Annotated in this window: 17 protein-coding genes and 1 tRNA gene; 9 read left to right on the forward strand and 9 right to left on the reverse strand. The window is 43.7% G+C overall.

Going from position 1 to position 15,345, the window contains the following annotated elements; genetic code table 11:
• Positions 1 to 11: 11 nt before the first annotated feature.
• The gene (gene dapA / locus E7X57_RS11180; RefSeq protein WP_135613049.1) at positions 12 to 884 is read left to right on the forward strand and encodes a 4-hydroxy-tetrahydrodipicolinate synthase; all 873 of its coding nucleotides are present in this window, start codon (positions 12 to 14) and stop codon (positions 882 to 884) included.
• The gene (dapB, locus tag E7X57_RS11185) at positions 884 to 1,675 is read left to right on the forward strand and encodes a 4-hydroxy-tetrahydrodipicolinate reductase (protein WP_135613050.1); all 792 of its coding nucleotides are present in this window, start codon (positions 884 to 886) and stop codon (positions 1,673 to 1,675) included. Before dapA ends, dapB begins: the two co-directional genes overlap by 1 nt.
• Before the next feature lie 162 nt (positions 1,676 to 1,837).
• Here the strand turns inward: dapB and pyrI are convergent, their stop codons facing one another.
• From pyrI to E7X57_RS11200, 3 genes are all read right to left on the reverse strand, one after another.
• A complete protein-coding gene (gene pyrI / locus E7X57_RS11190) occupies positions 1,838 to 2,317 on the reverse strand; it encodes an aspartate carbamoyltransferase regulatory subunit (protein ID WP_135613051.1) in 480 nt (159 codons plus the stop codon).
• Positions 2,314 to 3,240, reverse strand: coding sequence for an aspartate carbamoyltransferase (gene pyrB / locus E7X57_RS11195; protein WP_135613052.1), 927 nt, complete (start codon positions 3,238 to 3,240; stop codon positions 2,314 to 2,316). Before pyrB ends, pyrI begins: the two co-directional genes overlap by 4 nt.
• Before the next feature lie 93 nt (positions 3,241 to 3,333).
• Positions 3,334 to 3,795 (reverse strand): DUF5788 family protein, encoded by a 462-nt coding sequence (locus E7X57_RS11200; protein ID WP_135613053.1) that lies wholly within the window; start codon positions 3,793 to 3,795, stop codon positions 3,334 to 3,336.
• Between the two features lie 146 nt (positions 3,796 to 3,941).
• Between E7X57_RS11200 and E7X57_RS11205 the strand changes: the two genes are divergently transcribed.
• Both E7X57_RS11205 and E7X57_RS11210 read left to right on the forward strand, forming a co-directional pair.
• Complete coding sequence (locus E7X57_RS11205) at positions 3,942 to 5,183, forward strand: bifunctional hexulose-6-phosphate synthase/ribonuclease regulator (protein WP_244603700.1); 1,242 nt, start codon at positions 3,942 to 3,944, stop codon at positions 5,181 to 5,183.
• The gene (locus E7X57_RS11210; protein ID WP_135613055.1) at positions 5,184 to 5,945 is read left to right on the forward strand and encodes an A24 family peptidase C-terminal domain-containing protein; all 762 of its coding nucleotides are present in this window, start codon (positions 5,184 to 5,186) and stop codon (positions 5,943 to 5,945) included.
• Positions 5,946 to 5,951: 6 nt separating this feature from the next.
• Here the strand turns inward: E7X57_RS11210 and recQ are convergent, their stop codons facing one another.
• A complete protein-coding gene (gene recQ, locus E7X57_RS11215) occupies positions 5,952 to 7,880 on the reverse strand; it encodes a DNA helicase RecQ (protein WP_135613187.1) in 1,929 nt (642 codons plus the stop codon).
• Between the two features lie 279 nt (positions 7,881 to 8,159).
• Between recQ and guaA the strand changes: the two genes are divergently transcribed.
• Positions 8,160 to 9,074 carry a glutamine-hydrolyzing GMP synthase gene (guaA, locus tag E7X57_RS11220; RefSeq protein ID WP_135613056.1) on the forward strand — a complete coding sequence of 305 codons (915 nt, stop codon included), beginning with the start codon at positions 8,160 to 8,162 and terminating at the stop codon, positions 9,072 to 9,074.
• Positions 9,074 to 10,114: an archaeosine biosynthesis radical SAM protein RaSEA gene (locus tag E7X57_RS11225; protein ID WP_135613057.1), complete on the forward strand. Its 1,041-nt coding sequence runs from the start codon at positions 9,074 to 9,076 to the stop codon at positions 10,112 to 10,114. Before guaA ends, E7X57_RS11225 begins: the two co-directional genes overlap by 1 nt.
• Positions 10,115 to 10,160: 46 nt before the next feature.
• Here the strand turns inward: E7X57_RS11225 and argB are convergent, their stop codons facing one another.
• Together argB and E7X57_RS11235 are read right to left on the reverse strand one after the other, a co-directional pair.
• Positions 10,161 to 11,051, reverse strand: a complete 891-nt coding sequence (gene argB, locus E7X57_RS11230; RefSeq protein ID WP_135613058.1) for an acetylglutamate kinase — start codon at positions 11,049 to 11,051, stop codon at positions 10,161 to 10,163.
• Positions 11,052 to 11,234: 183 nt separating this feature from the next.
• Positions 11,235 to 11,531 (reverse strand): non-histone chromosomal MC1 family protein, encoded by a 297-nt coding sequence (locus E7X57_RS11235; RefSeq protein ID WP_135613059.1) that lies wholly within the window; start codon positions 11,529 to 11,531, stop codon positions 11,235 to 11,237.
• 323 nt (positions 11,532 to 11,854) lie between these two features.
• On the opposite strand from E7X57_RS11235, the gene mptA reads away from it, so the two are divergent.
• Together mptA and E7X57_RS11245 are read left to right on the forward strand one after the other, a co-directional pair.
• Positions 11,855 to 12,808 carry a GTP cyclohydrolase MptA gene (gene mptA / locus E7X57_RS11240; RefSeq protein ID WP_135613060.1) on the forward strand — a complete coding sequence of 318 codons (954 nt, stop codon included), beginning with the start codon at positions 11,855 to 11,857 and terminating at the stop codon, positions 12,806 to 12,808.
• 14 nt (positions 12,809 to 12,822) lie between these two features.
• A complete protein-coding gene (locus tag E7X57_RS11245) occupies positions 12,823 to 13,149 on the forward strand; it encodes a DUF2098 domain-containing protein (protein ID WP_135613061.1) in 327 nt (108 codons plus the stop codon).
• Between the two features lie 142 nt (positions 13,150 to 13,291).
• Here E7X57_RS11245 and E7X57_RS11250 read toward each other — a convergent pair whose 3' ends face one another.
• The 3 genes from E7X57_RS11250 to E7X57_RS11260 all read right to left on the reverse strand — a co-directional run bounded on the left by E7X57_RS11250 (position 13,292) and on the right by E7X57_RS11260 (position 14,878).
• Entirely contained in the window at positions 13,292 to 14,227 is a 936-nt protein-coding gene (locus tag E7X57_RS11250; protein WP_135613062.1) for a nucleotidyltransferase domain-containing protein, read from the reverse strand.
• An 80-nt stretch (positions 14,228 to 14,307) separates the two neighbouring features.
• Positions 14,308 to 14,760: an N-acetyltransferase gene (locus tag E7X57_RS11255; RefSeq protein ID WP_135613063.1), complete on the reverse strand. Its 453-nt coding sequence runs from the start codon at positions 14,758 to 14,760 to the stop codon at positions 14,308 to 14,310.
• 40 nt (positions 14,761 to 14,800) lie between these two features.
• A tRNA-Arg gene (locus tag E7X57_RS11260) sits at positions 14,801 to 14,878 on the reverse strand.
• A 180-nt stretch (positions 14,879 to 15,058) separates the two neighbouring features.
• On the opposite strand from E7X57_RS11260, the gene E7X57_RS11265 reads away from it, so the two are divergent.
• Positions 15,059 to 15,262 carry a DUF5371 family protein gene (locus E7X57_RS11265; protein WP_135613064.1) on the forward strand — a complete coding sequence of 68 codons (204 nt, stop codon included), beginning with the start codon at positions 15,059 to 15,061 and terminating at the stop codon, positions 15,260 to 15,262.
• Positions 15,263 to 15,345: the final 83 nt, after the last annotated feature.

Genomic DNA, 15,345 nt, shown 5'->3' on the forward strand with positions numbered 1-15,345 from the left:
AGTGGATCTTTATGTTCGAAGGAGTATTACCTGCAATCATAACTCCTTTCACAAAAGCTGACACCATTGACAAGACAGGTCTTCAGCAGAATATCGAATTTGTCGAAAATGGTGGAGTTTCCGGAATTGCCGCCTGCGGGACAACTGGCGAATCAGCCACATTGTCCACTGCGGAACACATGGAGCTTATTGATATCGCAGTTGATTGTGCAAAGGTACCTATTCTTGCCGGAACCGGTTCTAACAACACGGCAGAGGCAATAGAGCTGACAAAGCATGCAGAAGATGCGGGAGCAGCTGGTGCTCTTGTAATATCTCCTTACTATAATAAACCGAACAAAGCAGGACTTATTGCTCATTTTAAAGCTATCGCAGACGTTGTGGAAATGCCTATCGTCCTTTACAACGTACCATCACGCACAAGTCAGGACATGCCACTTGATGCAATCATCGAACTTGCAAAAGTGGATAACATCGTTGCCATCAAGGAAGCCAGCGGAAGCCTGGATAAAGTATCACAGATCCTCGAGAATACGATGGATGAGGACTTTAATGTCATTTCCGGTGATGATGGACTTACCATGCCCATGATGTGCCTTGGTGGAAGCGGAGTTATCTCCGTGGTCGCAAACGTTGTACCGGAAAAGATGGTCAAACTGGTAAATGCCACCAATGAAGGTGACATGAGAACAGCAAGACAGATCCACTATGAAATAGCACCACTTATACGTGCATTGTTCACGGAAACAAATCCGGTCCCTGTCAAGCGCGCAGTAGAGCTTATCGGACTTAATACAGGTCATCTGAGATTGCCTCTTGCGCCTATCAGCAGTGAGAATGAACAGACCCTTATCAATTGCCTGGAAGAACTTGGGTGTATCTGATGATAAACGCAGCAGTTACCGGTGCTTCAGGAAGGATGGGGAAACTCCTCATCGAGAATATAATCGAGATGGAAGGGATCCAGCTTTCTGCTGCCTTCGACCTTGTGAACATCGGCAAGGATGTAGGAGAGGTTGCACAGTTAGGAAAGCTTGATGTTCCGGTCTCCGATGTTGCTGATATGGCAACCGTTCTCAAAGAGTCAAAAACGGATGTCGTAATAGACTTTACAATTGCAGCTGCAACAGTTGTGAACGCACCGCTTGTAGCAGATGCAGGCGTTGACCTTGTAATTGGAACTACCGGATTCAGTCCGGAGCAGCGTTCCATTATCGAGGATGCAATAAACAGGAACAATACTACAGGCATAATCTCGCCAAATTACTCCATGGGCGTCAATGTCTTCTTCAAGATACTGCAGGAAACTGCAAAATACCTTTCCGATTATGACATCGAAATTATCGAAGCTCACCACAACCAGAAAAAGGATGCACCCAGCGGCACTGCAATGAGAGCTGCTGAAGTGATCAGTGAAACACTGGGTGGAAAGGATTTCGTTTACGGACGTGAAGGTCTCGCCCCAAGGGAAAAAGAGATCGGTATCCATGCAGTACGCGGTGGAGATATAGTAGGCGATCACACAGTTCTCTTCGCCGGAGGCAGTGAGCGCATAGAGGTCAAACACCAGGCTCATTCCAGAAATGCATTTGCATCAGGAGCTGTGAAATCAGCTATCTGGATAGCAAACGCAGAACCAGGCATCTATACAATGGATGATATCCTGGGATTCTAACTCTTTTTTAAATCTTAATTAATTCTACATACCAACCTCATCCACAATTGTATTGAGGTTTCTATCCCAACATTAATTGATAGAAACCAGCATAAAAATGTAGATACCAACATCAAATTATAGAAATCTAGATGGAAAGTTAAATAAAAAAGAACAGAAAGATCAGAGAAGATGATTCCCTATATCTTCTGAAATTGTCCTTTCACAGTATGAACAGCGAAGAGTTATCCTTCGCCCATCCGGTTTAACAGTAAACCTGGATGTGACAGGTTCGTTACTGTTGGAAATACAATTTGGATTTATGCATTTCACAACACCACTCACCTTTTCCGGAATGTGAACATGCGTCTTTTCCGATACTTCAAAATTCCTGATGATATTGATCGTAGCATTCGGTGCGATCAGGGATATCCTGTCAACCTCTTCCAGATTCAATTCCCTGCCTTCGATCTTAACAACATCTTTGATCCCATGAACACTCGGGGCATTGATTATTATGCTCACAACACCTGAGGAGGGGTTGGGAATATTAAGGATATTAAGGACATTAAGTGCCTGTCCCGCAGTAATGTGATCGATAACTGTTCCATTCCTTATTGGGTGTACCCGGATCTCCGGGATAGGAGTTTCTTCCACACTCATTCCAATGCCCCCATGACAAGTGCAAGTAATGCCATCCTTACCGGGACACCATAGAAAGACTGCTTGAAGTAACAGGCATGGGCGGTCTCGTCAACCCTTGGATCTACCTCATTTGTCCTTGGAAGAGGATGCATGACCTTAAGCTCCGGTTTTGCTTTTTCCAGAAGCTCAGGAGTTATCTGAAGACTGTTAGCAACTTTACGATACTCAGCAGGATCAGGGAATCGCTCCTTCTGTATCCTTGTAGCATAAAGCACATCCACATCAGTGATGGCCTCTTCGATCGAATCGGTTTCCCTGACCTTTATATTGTGACTCTTGAGATCATCTATTATCTCAGCAGGCATACGGAGCTCTTTCGGGGACACCAGCGTGATCTCAGCTCCATACAGAGAAAGAGCATAGCACAGTGAATGTACTGTCCTGCCATATTTCAGATCACCTGCAAGAGCTATCTTCAGCCCCTCAAGATGACTTTCCCGTCTTATTGTATAAAGATCAAGGAATGTCTGCGTAGGATGATGCCCTGCACCATCCCCGGCATTGATTATAGGAACAGAGGAGAACTCCGAAGCAAGCTGGGCAGCGCCCTCTTTATTGTGCCGCAGTACAATAGCGTTGGAATAACCTTCAACAACACGAATAGTATCAGCAAGTGTTTCACCTTTTGCAATGGAACTTGCATCAACGGAACCAAGGCTTAGAACGTCCCCTCCAAGACGCATCATTGCGGTCTCAAAGGACATGCGCGTCCTTGTACTGGGCTCAAAGAACATGACAGCCAATACTTTCCCTTTCAGCAGATCTGACTTCGATTTGCTGCTTGCTATTGGTTCAAGTTTTTCAGCAGTATCAAGGATATGGTCGATCATATCCCGTGAAAAGGATTTCATCGAAATGATATGAAGGTCTTTGAATGTCATTCATAGAGAAAAGAATTACATGAAATATAATATTTGCCTATGGAAAAATGAAATATAAAAAAAAGACAACAATTTCACGATAAAGCTGAAGTATCATTCTTCAAGTTCAGCTATGAAATTCATCCAGCTCTTGGCATCCTTAAGTTTGCACTTTTTAACTTCTTCATGATACTTTTTCATGCGTTCGGGACCGGAAAGCTCTTCAAGGTCCTTAAGATCCATTATGGCACGCAGAAGCCCTGCAGTCTGGTCAAAAATGTCTTTAGCCTGATCAAGGGTCATATCGGTTCTCTCAAGGTAATTTTCACAAGACTTTGCTTTTTTCCTGAGAGCAACGATACAGTGATCAATATGCACCTTATCCTCCTCAGTCAGCTTAGGCTTGTTGATAAGCTCCCATGTGATCTCATGCAGTGGTATCTTTTTACCTTCGATCTCCACTTCATCGGGAATCCTCTCACCACACCAGAACAAATGCCTGTGAAGTCGGGCCAAAAGCTTTTCACGCTGATTCTCTGTTATTAGCTGATCCTCCCCCATGTTAACCAGATCCATATTACTGCATCAAATACCATCAATTATTAAGTATTATAACCATATAGCCGGTTAGATTTATACTTATTCAGGTATACTACGCTATTAAACTCCAAAAGGGTGATCATATTAATACAATAATTCAGGTAGCACTTGACCTGCTGGAGATCGACCGCGCCATACAGATCGCAAGAGAAGCGGTCCAGGGAGGCGCGAACTGGATCGAAGCAGGAACTCCACTTATCAAAAGCGAAGGGATGAATGCTGTCCGGCAGCTCAAGAAGGAATTTCCCGATCACGCCATCCTTGCTGATATGAAAATTGCAGATACAGGTGCATTTGAAGTGGAGATGGCTGCTAAAGCTGGTGCCGATATTGTAATGTTACTTGGTAATGCAGATGATTCCACGGTCAAGGATGCAGTCAGGTCTGCAAGAAAATACGGTGTCAAACTTATGGCTGACCTGATCATCGTAGAAGACCCCGTCACCCGGGCACAAGAGCTGGAAAAGATGGGGATCGACTACATCAACATGCATGCAGGGATAGACCAGCAGATGACCGGAAAAGACCCTACCCCCTTGCTCGAAAGGATCGTTCAGGAAGTGAACATACCAGTCGCAGCTGCAGGCGGACTTGATGCGATCACATCTGCACAGGCCGTGAAAGCAGGAGCAAGTATTGTCATTGTCGGAGGGAACATCACACAATCAGATGATGTGACAAAGTCTGCAAAAAATATACGTGAAAGTGTTGATGCCATTGAGATCCCTGATTTTGAACGCAAGACACTGGAACAGGAGACCCGAACTTTATTGTCAGAAGTTTCCACACCGAACATCACAGATGCAATGCATCGAAAAGGTGCGATGAAGAACATCCATTCCATGGTAGCCGGCAAAAAACTGGTCGGTACTGCTGTTACAGTACAGACATTTGAAGGGGACTGGGCAAAAAGCGTTGAGGCCATTGAGGTCGCAGGAGAGGGAGATGTTATTGTTATCTACAATGGAAGTTCCCATATTGCACCATGGGGAGGGCTTGCCACACTCAGTTGCCTGAACAAGGGAATTGCAGGAATCGTCATTGATGGTGCTGTAAGGGACATTGATGAGATCAGAAGGATAGGACTACCCGTATTTGCAACCAGTAACGTCCCTAATGCAGGAGATCCAAAAGGTTTCGGAGAGATCAATGCTACGATCAACTGTGGCTCACAGGTCGTTAACCCCGGAGATTACATCGTAGGTGATGACAACGGAGTTGTTGTGATCGAAAAAGAGCGCGCGTATGAGATAGCAAGGCGTGCAAAAGAGGTCGAAAAGAACGAGAAACGCCTCTATGAGGAGATCAAACGTGGAAGCACACTTTCCGAGGTCCTCAAACTTAAGAAATGGGAGAAAATGTGAATGATCGAACTGCTTAAGGTGCTTGTCTGCGCCCCATTCCTCATCTATGCATGCTACTCTGATATAAAGACACGAAGAGTGACAAACAGCCTCTGGCCCAAGATGCTTGGTGCAGGTGCTATATTCATGGTTTATGATGCTTTCAGATACGGCATACCATACATAAAATGGACAGCCATTTCATTCATACTTATCTTCACATTCGTCTATATATTGTTCTATATGAATGCCTTTGGAGGCGCCGATGCAAAGGTCCTGATGGTGATCTCGCTTATATTGCCAATATATCCTGCAATGGAACTATTCGGCAGACAATTGCCAATTTACGGGATACCACCGCTTAATCTTTTCACATTTAGTGTCTTTGGAAATTCAGTCATCCTGACAATAATAGTACCCATAGGATTGTTCATTTACAATCTTACTCAGCCCTCATTGAAAGAAACCCTGAAGAAGCCACATTATATGTTCGTCGGATACAGATCACCGGTTTCAAAGCTGGACAAACCACACATAAGATTGATGGAAAGCTTCGAGGAAGTTGATGACAATGGTATCAGAAAAAGATTCACCACATCAGGCACAAAGCTTGATGAGGATACGATCTCCAAAATGAAGGAGTATGCAGAAAAAGGCCTTATTGATGAGAGAGTGTGGGTCACACCCGGACTTCCATTCATGATACCCATAACTGCAGGATTCATAGCAGCGGTGGTATATGGAGACATTATCTTCCAGCTTACCCTGAACTTCCTGCTGTGATGAAAGTTATTTTGACCCTTTTAAGTAGCGGGCAATCTCTTCCATGAAAACAGGCCCGTACTTTTTCAATTTGAACTCACCCACACCAGTAATGTCCAGGAACTCATCATTCCTTATGGGATATTTTACCGCCATCTGCCGAAGGCTTGTATCCGCAAAAATGATATAAGGAGGAACATCTTCATCCTCTGCCAGCCTTTTCCTTAATATTTTAAGCCTATCGAACAGTTTTTTATCAGGGCGCGATATTGGTGTTGGAACCCTCTTTGGCTTTTTAGGAGCAGGAGATCTCTTGGAGGCAGATGTTTTAGATGTGGTAGCCTTTGAAGTAGAAGTCTTTGAAGTAACGGTCTTTGATCCAGCGACCTTTGAGGTGGTTGCTTTTGGGACAGTTGCCTTAGACCTGCTTCCCTTCACACTGACAGCACCAGAGGAACGTGTCAGGTATACCTCACCGCCTGCAAGTATCTCACGACTCTTCTTGTTCAGGCTTAAGAGAGGATAGCGTGCACCTTTCACATCAAGATAACCAAGGCGGACCATTTCCCTTGCCATATCAAGCCACTCGGATTTATTGTACCCGTCACCAGTGCCATGACTTTTGAGCCTGTCATGCTTGTAACTTTTGATCTTCTTTGCCATGGAACCTGAAATGATATCCACGATGTGGGTCATTCCGAAACGTTCATTGACCTCATCCACACAGGACAACAGGACCCTTGCGGCATCCGACGCATCAAAGGTATCACGGGGCTTAAGGCAGACATCACATCCACCACAGTAATCAGACTCCAGTTCTTCTCCGAAATAGCTCAGCAGCACTTTCCTGCGGCATGTCGTGCTTTCACAATAATCGATCATGTCCCGAAGCTTTACAGTTGCAATATCACGTTCGGACTTTTTTGACATCTGGTCGATGAAGTATTTTATCTTGTACCAATCCCCACGACTGAAATACAGTATACACTCACATTCAAGTCCATCACGACCTCCCCTGCCGGTTTCCTGATAATAGCCTTCAATGTTCTTGGGAAGATCATAATGAATTACAAATCTTACATTCGGTTTGTCAATACCCATTCCAAATGCCACTGTTGCCACAATGATGTCAACGTCATCCCTTATGAACCGTTCTTGGTGCTCATGTCTTTTTGAATCAGACAGACCTGCATGATAAGGCAATGTGTGAAAACCTTTATTGTTGAGCTTTTTGGATATGGATTCCACACTCTTTCTGCTGTTGCAGTAGATGATACCGGAATTACCGGCCTGCCCTTTAATATAGTCTACCAGATCCCCATACGAATTCTTCTTCGGCCTTATATCATAGGAAAGATTACTTCGGTTGAAACTCGCCACATAAACAGAAGGAGACTTTAATTTCAGCATCTTGATCGTATCTTCTTTGACCTTTGGAGTGGCAGTAGCAGTCAACCCAATGACAGGAACATCAGGGAATTTCTCTTTCAGGAATCCCAAACGGTGATATTCGGGTCTGAAGTCGTGACCCCATTGAGAAATGCAATGTGCTTCATCAATAGCGAACAAACTGACATTAACGTAGCTGAGAAGATCCATTGTACTTTTCATGCAAAGCCGTTCAGGTGCAACATAAAGGATCTTTAAGTTGCCATCCAGAATAGCACGTGTGGTCTCCTGAACCTCACGATGGCTCAATGTGCTGTTAAGATAAGCTGCAGCTATCCCGTTGCCGACCAGACCATCCACCTGATCTTTCATAAGGGATATCAGAGGAGATACTACGATCGCAAGACCATCCATCATCAGTGCAGGGATCTGGTAACAAATAGACTTCCCGCCCCCGGTAGGCATCAGTACGAATGTATCCTTTTTGTTAAGGACATCATTGATGATATCCTCCTGCAGGGGGCGAAATTCGCTGTAACCGAAATATTTCTGGAGTGTCCTGTGCATGGGAATACCGATGATCATCTAATGTTTATTCTACTAAAGAGGTTACAGATATTTAAGAGCAGACCATGCGGGGTGAAAGTGATCAATCTTTTGCAGTGGACCAAAATTTAAAGTGATAATTTATTGAATTCGTTTAAAGGCAAAATGTTAAATTGAGATTTCTAATCTCACATCGATACTATTAAAACCAACAAACATATTAAGCACAGCAGTATTTAACAAATCCACTACTAATAACTAATATTGATCATCATCACATCATGACCGGAGTTCATATTCATGGTAAAAGTCGAGAAATTCATACCAAAAGCCATAGACAGGATAAAAGAAAAAGCTAAAGGAAAGACGATCGTAGGGCTTTCCGGCGGAGTCGACAGCTCGGTCTGTGCGGTTCTTGCACACCGTGCTATCGGTGATCTGTTCATACCGATCTACATCGATACAGGCCTCATGAGAAAGGGTGAGACCGAGGTCATCGAGGAGATTTTCTCTGACATGAACCTTCAAGTAGTACATGCCAAGGACCGTTTCCTTGAGGCACTGGTAGGTGTCAAGGACCCTGAAGAAAAAAGGAAGATTGTTGGTGAGACGTTCATCCGCATTTTTGAAGAAGAAGCACGAGAACTCGAAGCAGAATACCTTATTCAGGGAACCATCTACCCGGATAAGATCGAATCGGAAGGCGGTATCAAATCACACCACAATGTTGGAGGACTTCCTGAGCACATCGATTTCAAGGAGATCATTGAACCTATCGATGACCTGTACAAGGATGAGGTACGTGAGGTCGCATGGGAACTTGGATTACCTGAAGAGATCTGCGAGAGAATGCCATTCCCGGGACCAGGACTTTCTGTAAGAATAATCGGAGAGGTTACCGAGGAGAAAGTGGACGTGGTTCGCGAGGCAAATGCCATCGTTGAAGAAGAGCTGCTTGAACAGTTCAAACCATGGCAGACATTTGCTGCTGTTGTCGGCAAGGGAACCGGCGTCAAAGGTGACGTCCGTGTACATGGCTGGATAGTCGCAGTCCGTGCAGTAGGCTCAAGAGATGGTATGACCGCGGAAGCACTTGAGCTTCCATGGGAAACTCTTAAAAAGATCGAGACAAGGATCTCCGGCGAGATACCATCTGTTGCCAGAGTACTCTACGACCTGTCACCAAAACCACCTGCAACGATCGAGTTCGAATAATGACACTGAACAAAGCCGTACTGGACATACGCAACCGTCAGCGTATAAAGCCATCATCTAATGATTATCCTGCTGCCGTCTGGAGGAGTACAGATCACTTCAACGGAAAAACAGCTGATACATTGACCATCATCTTCAAAACATCAGGATGCTGGTGGGGAAAGGCGGGCGGCTGCACTATGTGTGGCTTTGTCTATGATAGTGCAAAGATCCCCCCAACGCCTGAAGAGCTTGAGAAACAGCTTGAGAATGCCATGCATAAAGGTGAAAGACTTGAGCGATTCATGGTCAAGATATTCACCTCAGGCAGTTTCCTCGATGAAAAAGAGATACCTGTTGAAACAAGGAAGAACATACTGGGAAAGCTGGCAGCGGATGAACGTGTTTTCAAAGTGATCGTTGAAAGCCGACCGGAATTCGTCACAGACGAGATCCTGAAGTCCTGCATTGATGCCCTTGGAGACACATCATTTGAAGTCGCCATCGGCCTTGAGACAAGTTCTGATAATATACGCAAGAATTCCATAAACAAGGGATTTAAGTTCACTGATTATATCAATGCAGCAACAGTAGCCAGAAACAATGGAGTAGCCATGAAAGCTTACCTGTTGTTAAAACCACTTTTCCTCTCGGAAAAGGAAGCATTGGAAGATATTGTCAAAACCATCGATGACGTTGCTGAACATGCCCAGACCATTTCCATCAACCTGTGCAATGTGCAAAATGGTACCTATGTGGAACACCTGTGGCAGAGAGGTCAATACAGGCCACCATGGTTATGGAGCATTGTTGAGATACTTCAGCGAACGAAACTGAAGCATCCTGAACTTGTGATCACTTCAGATCCGGTAGGTGCAGGTTCAAAGCGCGGCCCGCATAACTGTAAGAAATGTAGCAGGGACGTGTCAGATGCCGTACATCTTTATTCCAGAACTCAGGACCTGAATGTACTTGAAGGGGTCAACTGTGAATGCAAAGAATTATGGAAGAAAGTTCTTGAGCTGGACGATCTTACCTATGGAAGCCCTATATTGGACTAAGATATCAACGTTCAAGTAAAAAAGAAAAGGAGGTAGAAGGACACGCTTATTCCGTGTCCTGATATACCATCGTACCAATTCCCTGATCTGTGAAAAGCTCGAGCAGGACAGAGTGGGATACACTGCCATCTATTATGTGGACGCGCTCCACACCACCAAGTACGCTTGCTCCGGCACTTCTCATTTTGGGGATCATTCCACCACTTATAATGCCTTCATCTATCAGAGACTCCACTTCATCCACCCTTATGCGGGAGATACGGCTCGACCTGTCCGACTGGTCCCTGAGAACTCCCGGAACATCCGTCATTAATATCAGTTTCTTTGCGTGCAAAGCATCTGCAAGATCACCGGCAACCGTATCAGCGTTGATGTTCAATGCATTACCTTCCGCATCCATTGCGATCGGTGAGATAACAGGAATATAATCATTAGCTGTGACGATGTTAATGAGTTCAGGATTGATTATCTCGGTTTCTCCGACCCAGCCAAGATCTACATCATGTTCGACATTTTCGATCATAATTCGCTGAGTGGCCTTTTTCCTGGCCATGATCATCTTCCCGTCCTTTCCAGAAAGGCCTACACCCTTTCCACCATGCTTTCCTATCAGGGACACTATCTTCGTATTGATGTTACCCACAAGGACCATGCGTGCGATCTCCATGGTCTCATCATCAGTGATCCTTAATCCACCTACGAACTCAGGTTTCTTCCCCATGCGCTCCATTTTTTCAGTGATCTCAGGACCACCGCCATGAACAATTACCGGATGGACCCCTACAAAACGTAAAAGGACAACATCCTGCATGATGTCGTTCATAACAGAAGGATTGACCATGGCATGACCTCCGACCTTGATCACCATTACAGAGTCATGGAAATCCCGTATATATGGAAGAGCTTCGATCAGAACGTTCTCTTTTTTTCCTGTCATATGAATACAATAACGGAGTCCAGTTTATAAAGCTTTTTGATATAGTACCAGCTCTGCTACTTAGAATAGCAGCCATGTCACAGATAAACGGAGAACGATGAGAAAAACAAAACGGAGCAAATATCTCAAAAAGTAGAATGTGTAGGGCCCGTAAACGGACCCTCACAAATAAGTATAAGAAGATTATATCTTGTCCAGTTTGATAATGCCTGGCTTCTGTTTCTTGACGAATGGCTTGTTGATCTTGTCAGGCATCCAGTCAGGTTTGTTCTTTGGTGCAGCGACCATTTGTTTCCATCCAAGGAACACATGTACTTTCTTAGTGCCACGCTCACGAAGCATGATCTTTTCTGGCTTGGATTTGGTACCCTTGCCCCGGTTAGCAACTTTAAGAGCTGCCTGACGTGGCTGTTTACCGGTGAATACGCCATGTTCTTTACCTTTACTGTCTCGTAACACAAAGTTTCTTGTTTCAGACATTTTATCACCTTACTTACCCGTTATCGGTTATATGTACTTGTACTTATGAAATATAAATAGTTTTCTTTTAATGTAGCCTTTTGATTATGTTTCTGTAAATCAAGTTAATTTGATATAGATGAGGGTATGGAAAAATGCTAGAAATGACATCACATCTTTATCCGATATCTAAAAATATATTAGTATGGCACCCAGCACCCGATGTTAAAATGATGCAGCACAACAAAACATTTACATGTAATGAATATGTTTGTGATTGTTATTAATCCAAAAAGCATAACTTAAACGTAATTTATTTTAATTTCTTATTAGAGGTCATAAAAATGGAGCTTCCAGTTGCGCAATTCCCTGACGTACAAGCAAATAAACCACAAATACCTATAAACCTTACACGCGTAGGTGTGACCGGAGTTAAAAAACTTGTTGAGATCAAACGAAAGGATAAGCGTCCGATCGTACTCATTTCAACTTTTGAAATCTTCGTGGACCTACCTTCAGATCGTAAAGGTGCAAATCTCTCTCGTAATTTTGAGGCGATAGATGAAGTTCTTGAAAAGGCCATCAATATGCCTGTTTATGAGATCGAGGAACTCTGCAGCGATGTTGCAAGGAACCTTCTGGGCAGGCATGAGTATGCCACCCGCTCCGAAGTTCGTATGAAAAGTGAATACGTGGTCAAAAGAGAATCACCATCCACAAAAATGCAGTGCCAGGAAGTTGTGGAGATATTTGCAGAAGCTATTGCCACAAGACCAAACGAAGAAGATATCGATGTCAAAAAGCTCATCGGTGCAGAAGTTGTCGGAATGACAGCCTGCCCTTGTGCTCAGGAAATAATGAGAGACAATGCAAAGGCCGCACTGCGTGAACTTGGTGTTGACCTTGAGACCGTCATCAATTTCCTTAACAAGGTACCAATGGCAACTCACAACCAGAGAGGACGCGGTATAATCTCACTTGAGGTCAGCGGTGACGTAGTGATCTCACTGGACACAATCATTGAGATCATTGAAAATTCAATGAGTTCCAGTATTGTCGAGCTTCTTAAACGTTCAGACGAAGCACTTGTTGTGGAAAGAGCTCACAAGAACCCTAAGTTCGTTGAAGATTGTGTCAGGACAATGGCAAAGAAAGTTGTCAGCGAGTTCGGACATGTTCCTGACAGTGCTATTGTTACGATCAAACAGATCAACGAAGAGAGCATACACAGGCATAATGCATTTGCAGAAAGGGTTGCACTTCTCGGCGAACTAAGAGACGAGATAAAGAATAATTAAGGAGAGATCACATCTTGGATGAAGAGTCTTCAGTTGATGATGCAGTTGTCGATGTAAACGGTACTCCAATAACTATTGGAAGTAATGTCAGGTATATCAATACAAATAGCATTGGAGAAATTACCGACATTAAAACCGATGATGAAGGCACATGGGCACTTCTCGATACAACCGAGCTTTATTACAGGGTGGACACTCTACAGATCACAGATAAAAAAGCAAGTGCTGGCAAAGAATACACGATTTCAGAAGAAGAAATGAAAGAGCGTATCAAAAAGCAAGCCGAAGATATACAATCAAGCACATTGGAAGAAGTTTTCCAGGCAACAGGAGGAGGTTAATTTTCCTGCCTCCGTTGTTAACCTTTTTTATAATTATTTATTTTTAAATGTTTATTTTCTAGCGCGTTCTCTTTCTGATAAAGCACAGCATAAATGCAGATGCAAATATAATTATAAAAATTGGAGCATTAGTGCCCCATTCTTACTTGTTCTTCTCAAGCAATGTAAGAGATCTTATCCACTCACCCTTCGGTTCTCTGGAAGTACCTACTACAAGTCTCTTAATGCCCCCCACCTGTTCGACGACACCCTGTGCATCAATAACCTCTCCTTCCAGAGCCTGCCCTGCATAGGTATGAGTGTATGATAAAACATGATCTATCTCATCATGGTCAACCTTGTAAACAGAAGGATTATCAAAAGCAAGCTCAGCATCGGTAACCGTTGCTTTGATCCTCATTGTGCCAACATCCACGCCTCGTGATAGTGGCTCATTGATCTGATCCCAGTCTCGCACGAACAGCAGGTCGAAATAGGTACCGCCCACCATGCCCCTGTTGCCCTTGCGCTTCTCATGAAGGATGAAATCCTCATAGGAGATCTCAGGAATTCGCTTATTGTAGATACGATGCCACATTTCCTCATCGATGTCCTCAATAAAACCGCCCTGATTCTTTGCAGCTGAAATTGCATCCCTTGCTTTGAACCAGTCATTACCATAGACGACAAAATCAACATCGGATTGGTCATTTTGTAATCCCGGCAGGAATGAACCGGTAACGCCCATTTTCTCAAGAGGAATGCCAGCACTGAGTAGCACATCTGCAACAGCTTTCACCCTCTCATCCTGGTTTACGAGTTCAGGGACAGGATCCGGAGGATAAAGGACTTTTTTCACCTGATCTTCGGGAACTATGTGTACATCCTGTACCCACTCAGGCCTGTTCTCACGCATAAAGTCGAAAGCAACATCGAAATCGTATTTGCGATACTTCATCCCATTTAGCTGACGGTCACCGGATTCATCCGGAACGTACCTCAGTACACATCTCACCCCATCAGGATGAAAATAGTCAGCCACTGCAAATATCCAGTCATCTTTTGTAATAATAAAATCTCTGATACGTGTTTTTATCATTGTGATCATCCCGCGGTCATTGAAACTAGCTCAACAGATGTATCTTAGGATTTATAAATGCTACACATCAATCATTAAGATCAAGAAATTTCCATAGAAAGCGCGATCTCATCGCAATCCGGAAACTTAGGACATTTGATGCAGCCACTCCAGATCTTATGAGGAAGGGACGATTTGTCCACACGTTTGAACCCATTCTTCTCAAAAAAGACAGGTGCATATGTCAATGTGAACACCTTTGACACACCAAGCTCGCGGGCATCATTAAGACATGCATCCAGAAGTTGGGTACCAATCCCTTTTACCCTGTATTCCGGAATTATCGCAAAAGATAAGACCTCAGCAAGATCCACCCATAGGACCTGCAGCCCACAGCAACCAACGACTTCCCCCTCTACATCATAAACATAGAAATTACGGATTGCCTCATAGAGTTCACTGACCGAGCGAGGAAGCATCTGGTCCTGACTTGCATAATAATTGATGATCTTTTTGATGGCATCAACGTCCTTTAGTTCAGCTTTCCTGATCAAGATGCAAGCTCCCGTATTTGTAAAAATGATAGAAGAATAATGGCGGGCGTGAAGGGATTTGAACCCCTGATTTACAGCTTAGGAGGCTGCCGCCATATCCTGGCTAGGCCACACGCCCTCGCGATACTCCTGTAATGTCGATCATTCTTTTAAACTTATTGGTTAAAATACAGGACAAAAGAACCTTGTTGATCATTTGAAAGATGAAATTACCCGTGAGTAGAATTCGACAACGTTATATATAATTATAATTATGAGGGGGACTGAGGTTAACCACTTCAGAACAGGAGACAAACATATGAAGATAGTACACGCACAGACAGTCCTTGCAGAAGAGCAACTACAGGAATTAAAGAAAAAATGCAATAGCTCCTCTACAAAAGAAGCACTAACCATTGCTGTTGAACACTATCTTGAATGCGAGTACACTGATATGAACGAAGATATGTGGGCAAAAAAGATGGAAAAGATCGTTCAGAAAAAGAAAGAGCAAAAGGAATGATTTACCCTCATGTAAATTATTTGTTACATTAATATGCTTTTAAGCAACAAATGTAACATACCTTATATCATTTTTTAAATTTC

Source organism: Methanococcoides sp. AM1, from assembly GCF_900774055.1.
Classification (GTDB): domain Archaea; phylum Halobacteriota; class Methanosarcinia; order Methanosarcinales; family Methanosarcinaceae; genus Methanococcoides.

Coding starts and splice junctions, on each gene's coding strand:
- dapA (WP_135613049.1), top strand. CDS start 12: ATGTTCGAAGGAGTATTACCTGCAATCATAACTCCTTTCACAAAAGCT.
- dapB (WP_135613050.1), top strand. CDS start 884: ATGATAAACGCAGCAGTTACCGGTGCTTCAGGAAGGATGGGGAAACTC.
- pyrI (WP_135613051.1), bottom strand. CDS start 2,317: ATGAGTGTGGAAGAAACTCCTATCCCGGAGATCCGGGTACACCCAATA.
- pyrB (WP_135613052.1), bottom strand. CDS start 3,240: ATGACATTCAAAGACCTTCATATCATTTCGATGAAATCCTTTTCACGG.
- E7X57_RS11200 (WP_135613053.1), bottom strand. CDS start 3,795: ATGGATCTGGTTAACATGGGGGAGGATCAGCTAATAACAGAGAATCAG.
- E7X57_RS11210 (WP_135613055.1), top strand. CDS start 5,184: ATGATCGAACTGCTTAAGGTGCTTGTCTGCGCCCCATTCCTCATCTAT.
- recQ (WP_135613187.1), bottom strand. CDS start 7,880: ATGCACAGGACACTCCAGAAATATTTCGGTTACAGCGAATTTCGCCCC.
- guaA (WP_135613056.1), top strand. CDS start 8,160: ATGGTAAAAGTCGAGAAATTCATACCAAAAGCCATAGACAGGATAAAA.
- E7X57_RS11225 (WP_135613057.1), top strand. CDS start 9,074: ATGACACTGAACAAAGCCGTACTGGACATACGCAACCGTCAGCGTATA.
- argB (WP_135613058.1), bottom strand. CDS start 11,051: ATGACAGGAAAAAAAGAGAACGTTCTGATCGAAGCTCTTCCATATATA.
- E7X57_RS11235 (WP_135613059.1), bottom strand. CDS start 11,531: ATGTCTGAAACAAGAAACTTTGTGTTACGAGACAGTAAAGGTAAAGAA.
- mptA (WP_135613060.1), top strand. CDS start 11,855: ATGGAGCTTCCAGTTGCGCAATTCCCTGACGTACAAGCAAATAAACCA.
- E7X57_RS11250 (WP_135613062.1), bottom strand. CDS start 14,227: ATGATAAAAACACGTATCAGAGATTTTATTATTACAAAAGATGACTGG.
- E7X57_RS11265 (WP_135613064.1), top strand. CDS start 15,059: ATGAAGATAGTACACGCACAGACAGTCCTTGCAGAAGAGCAACTACAG.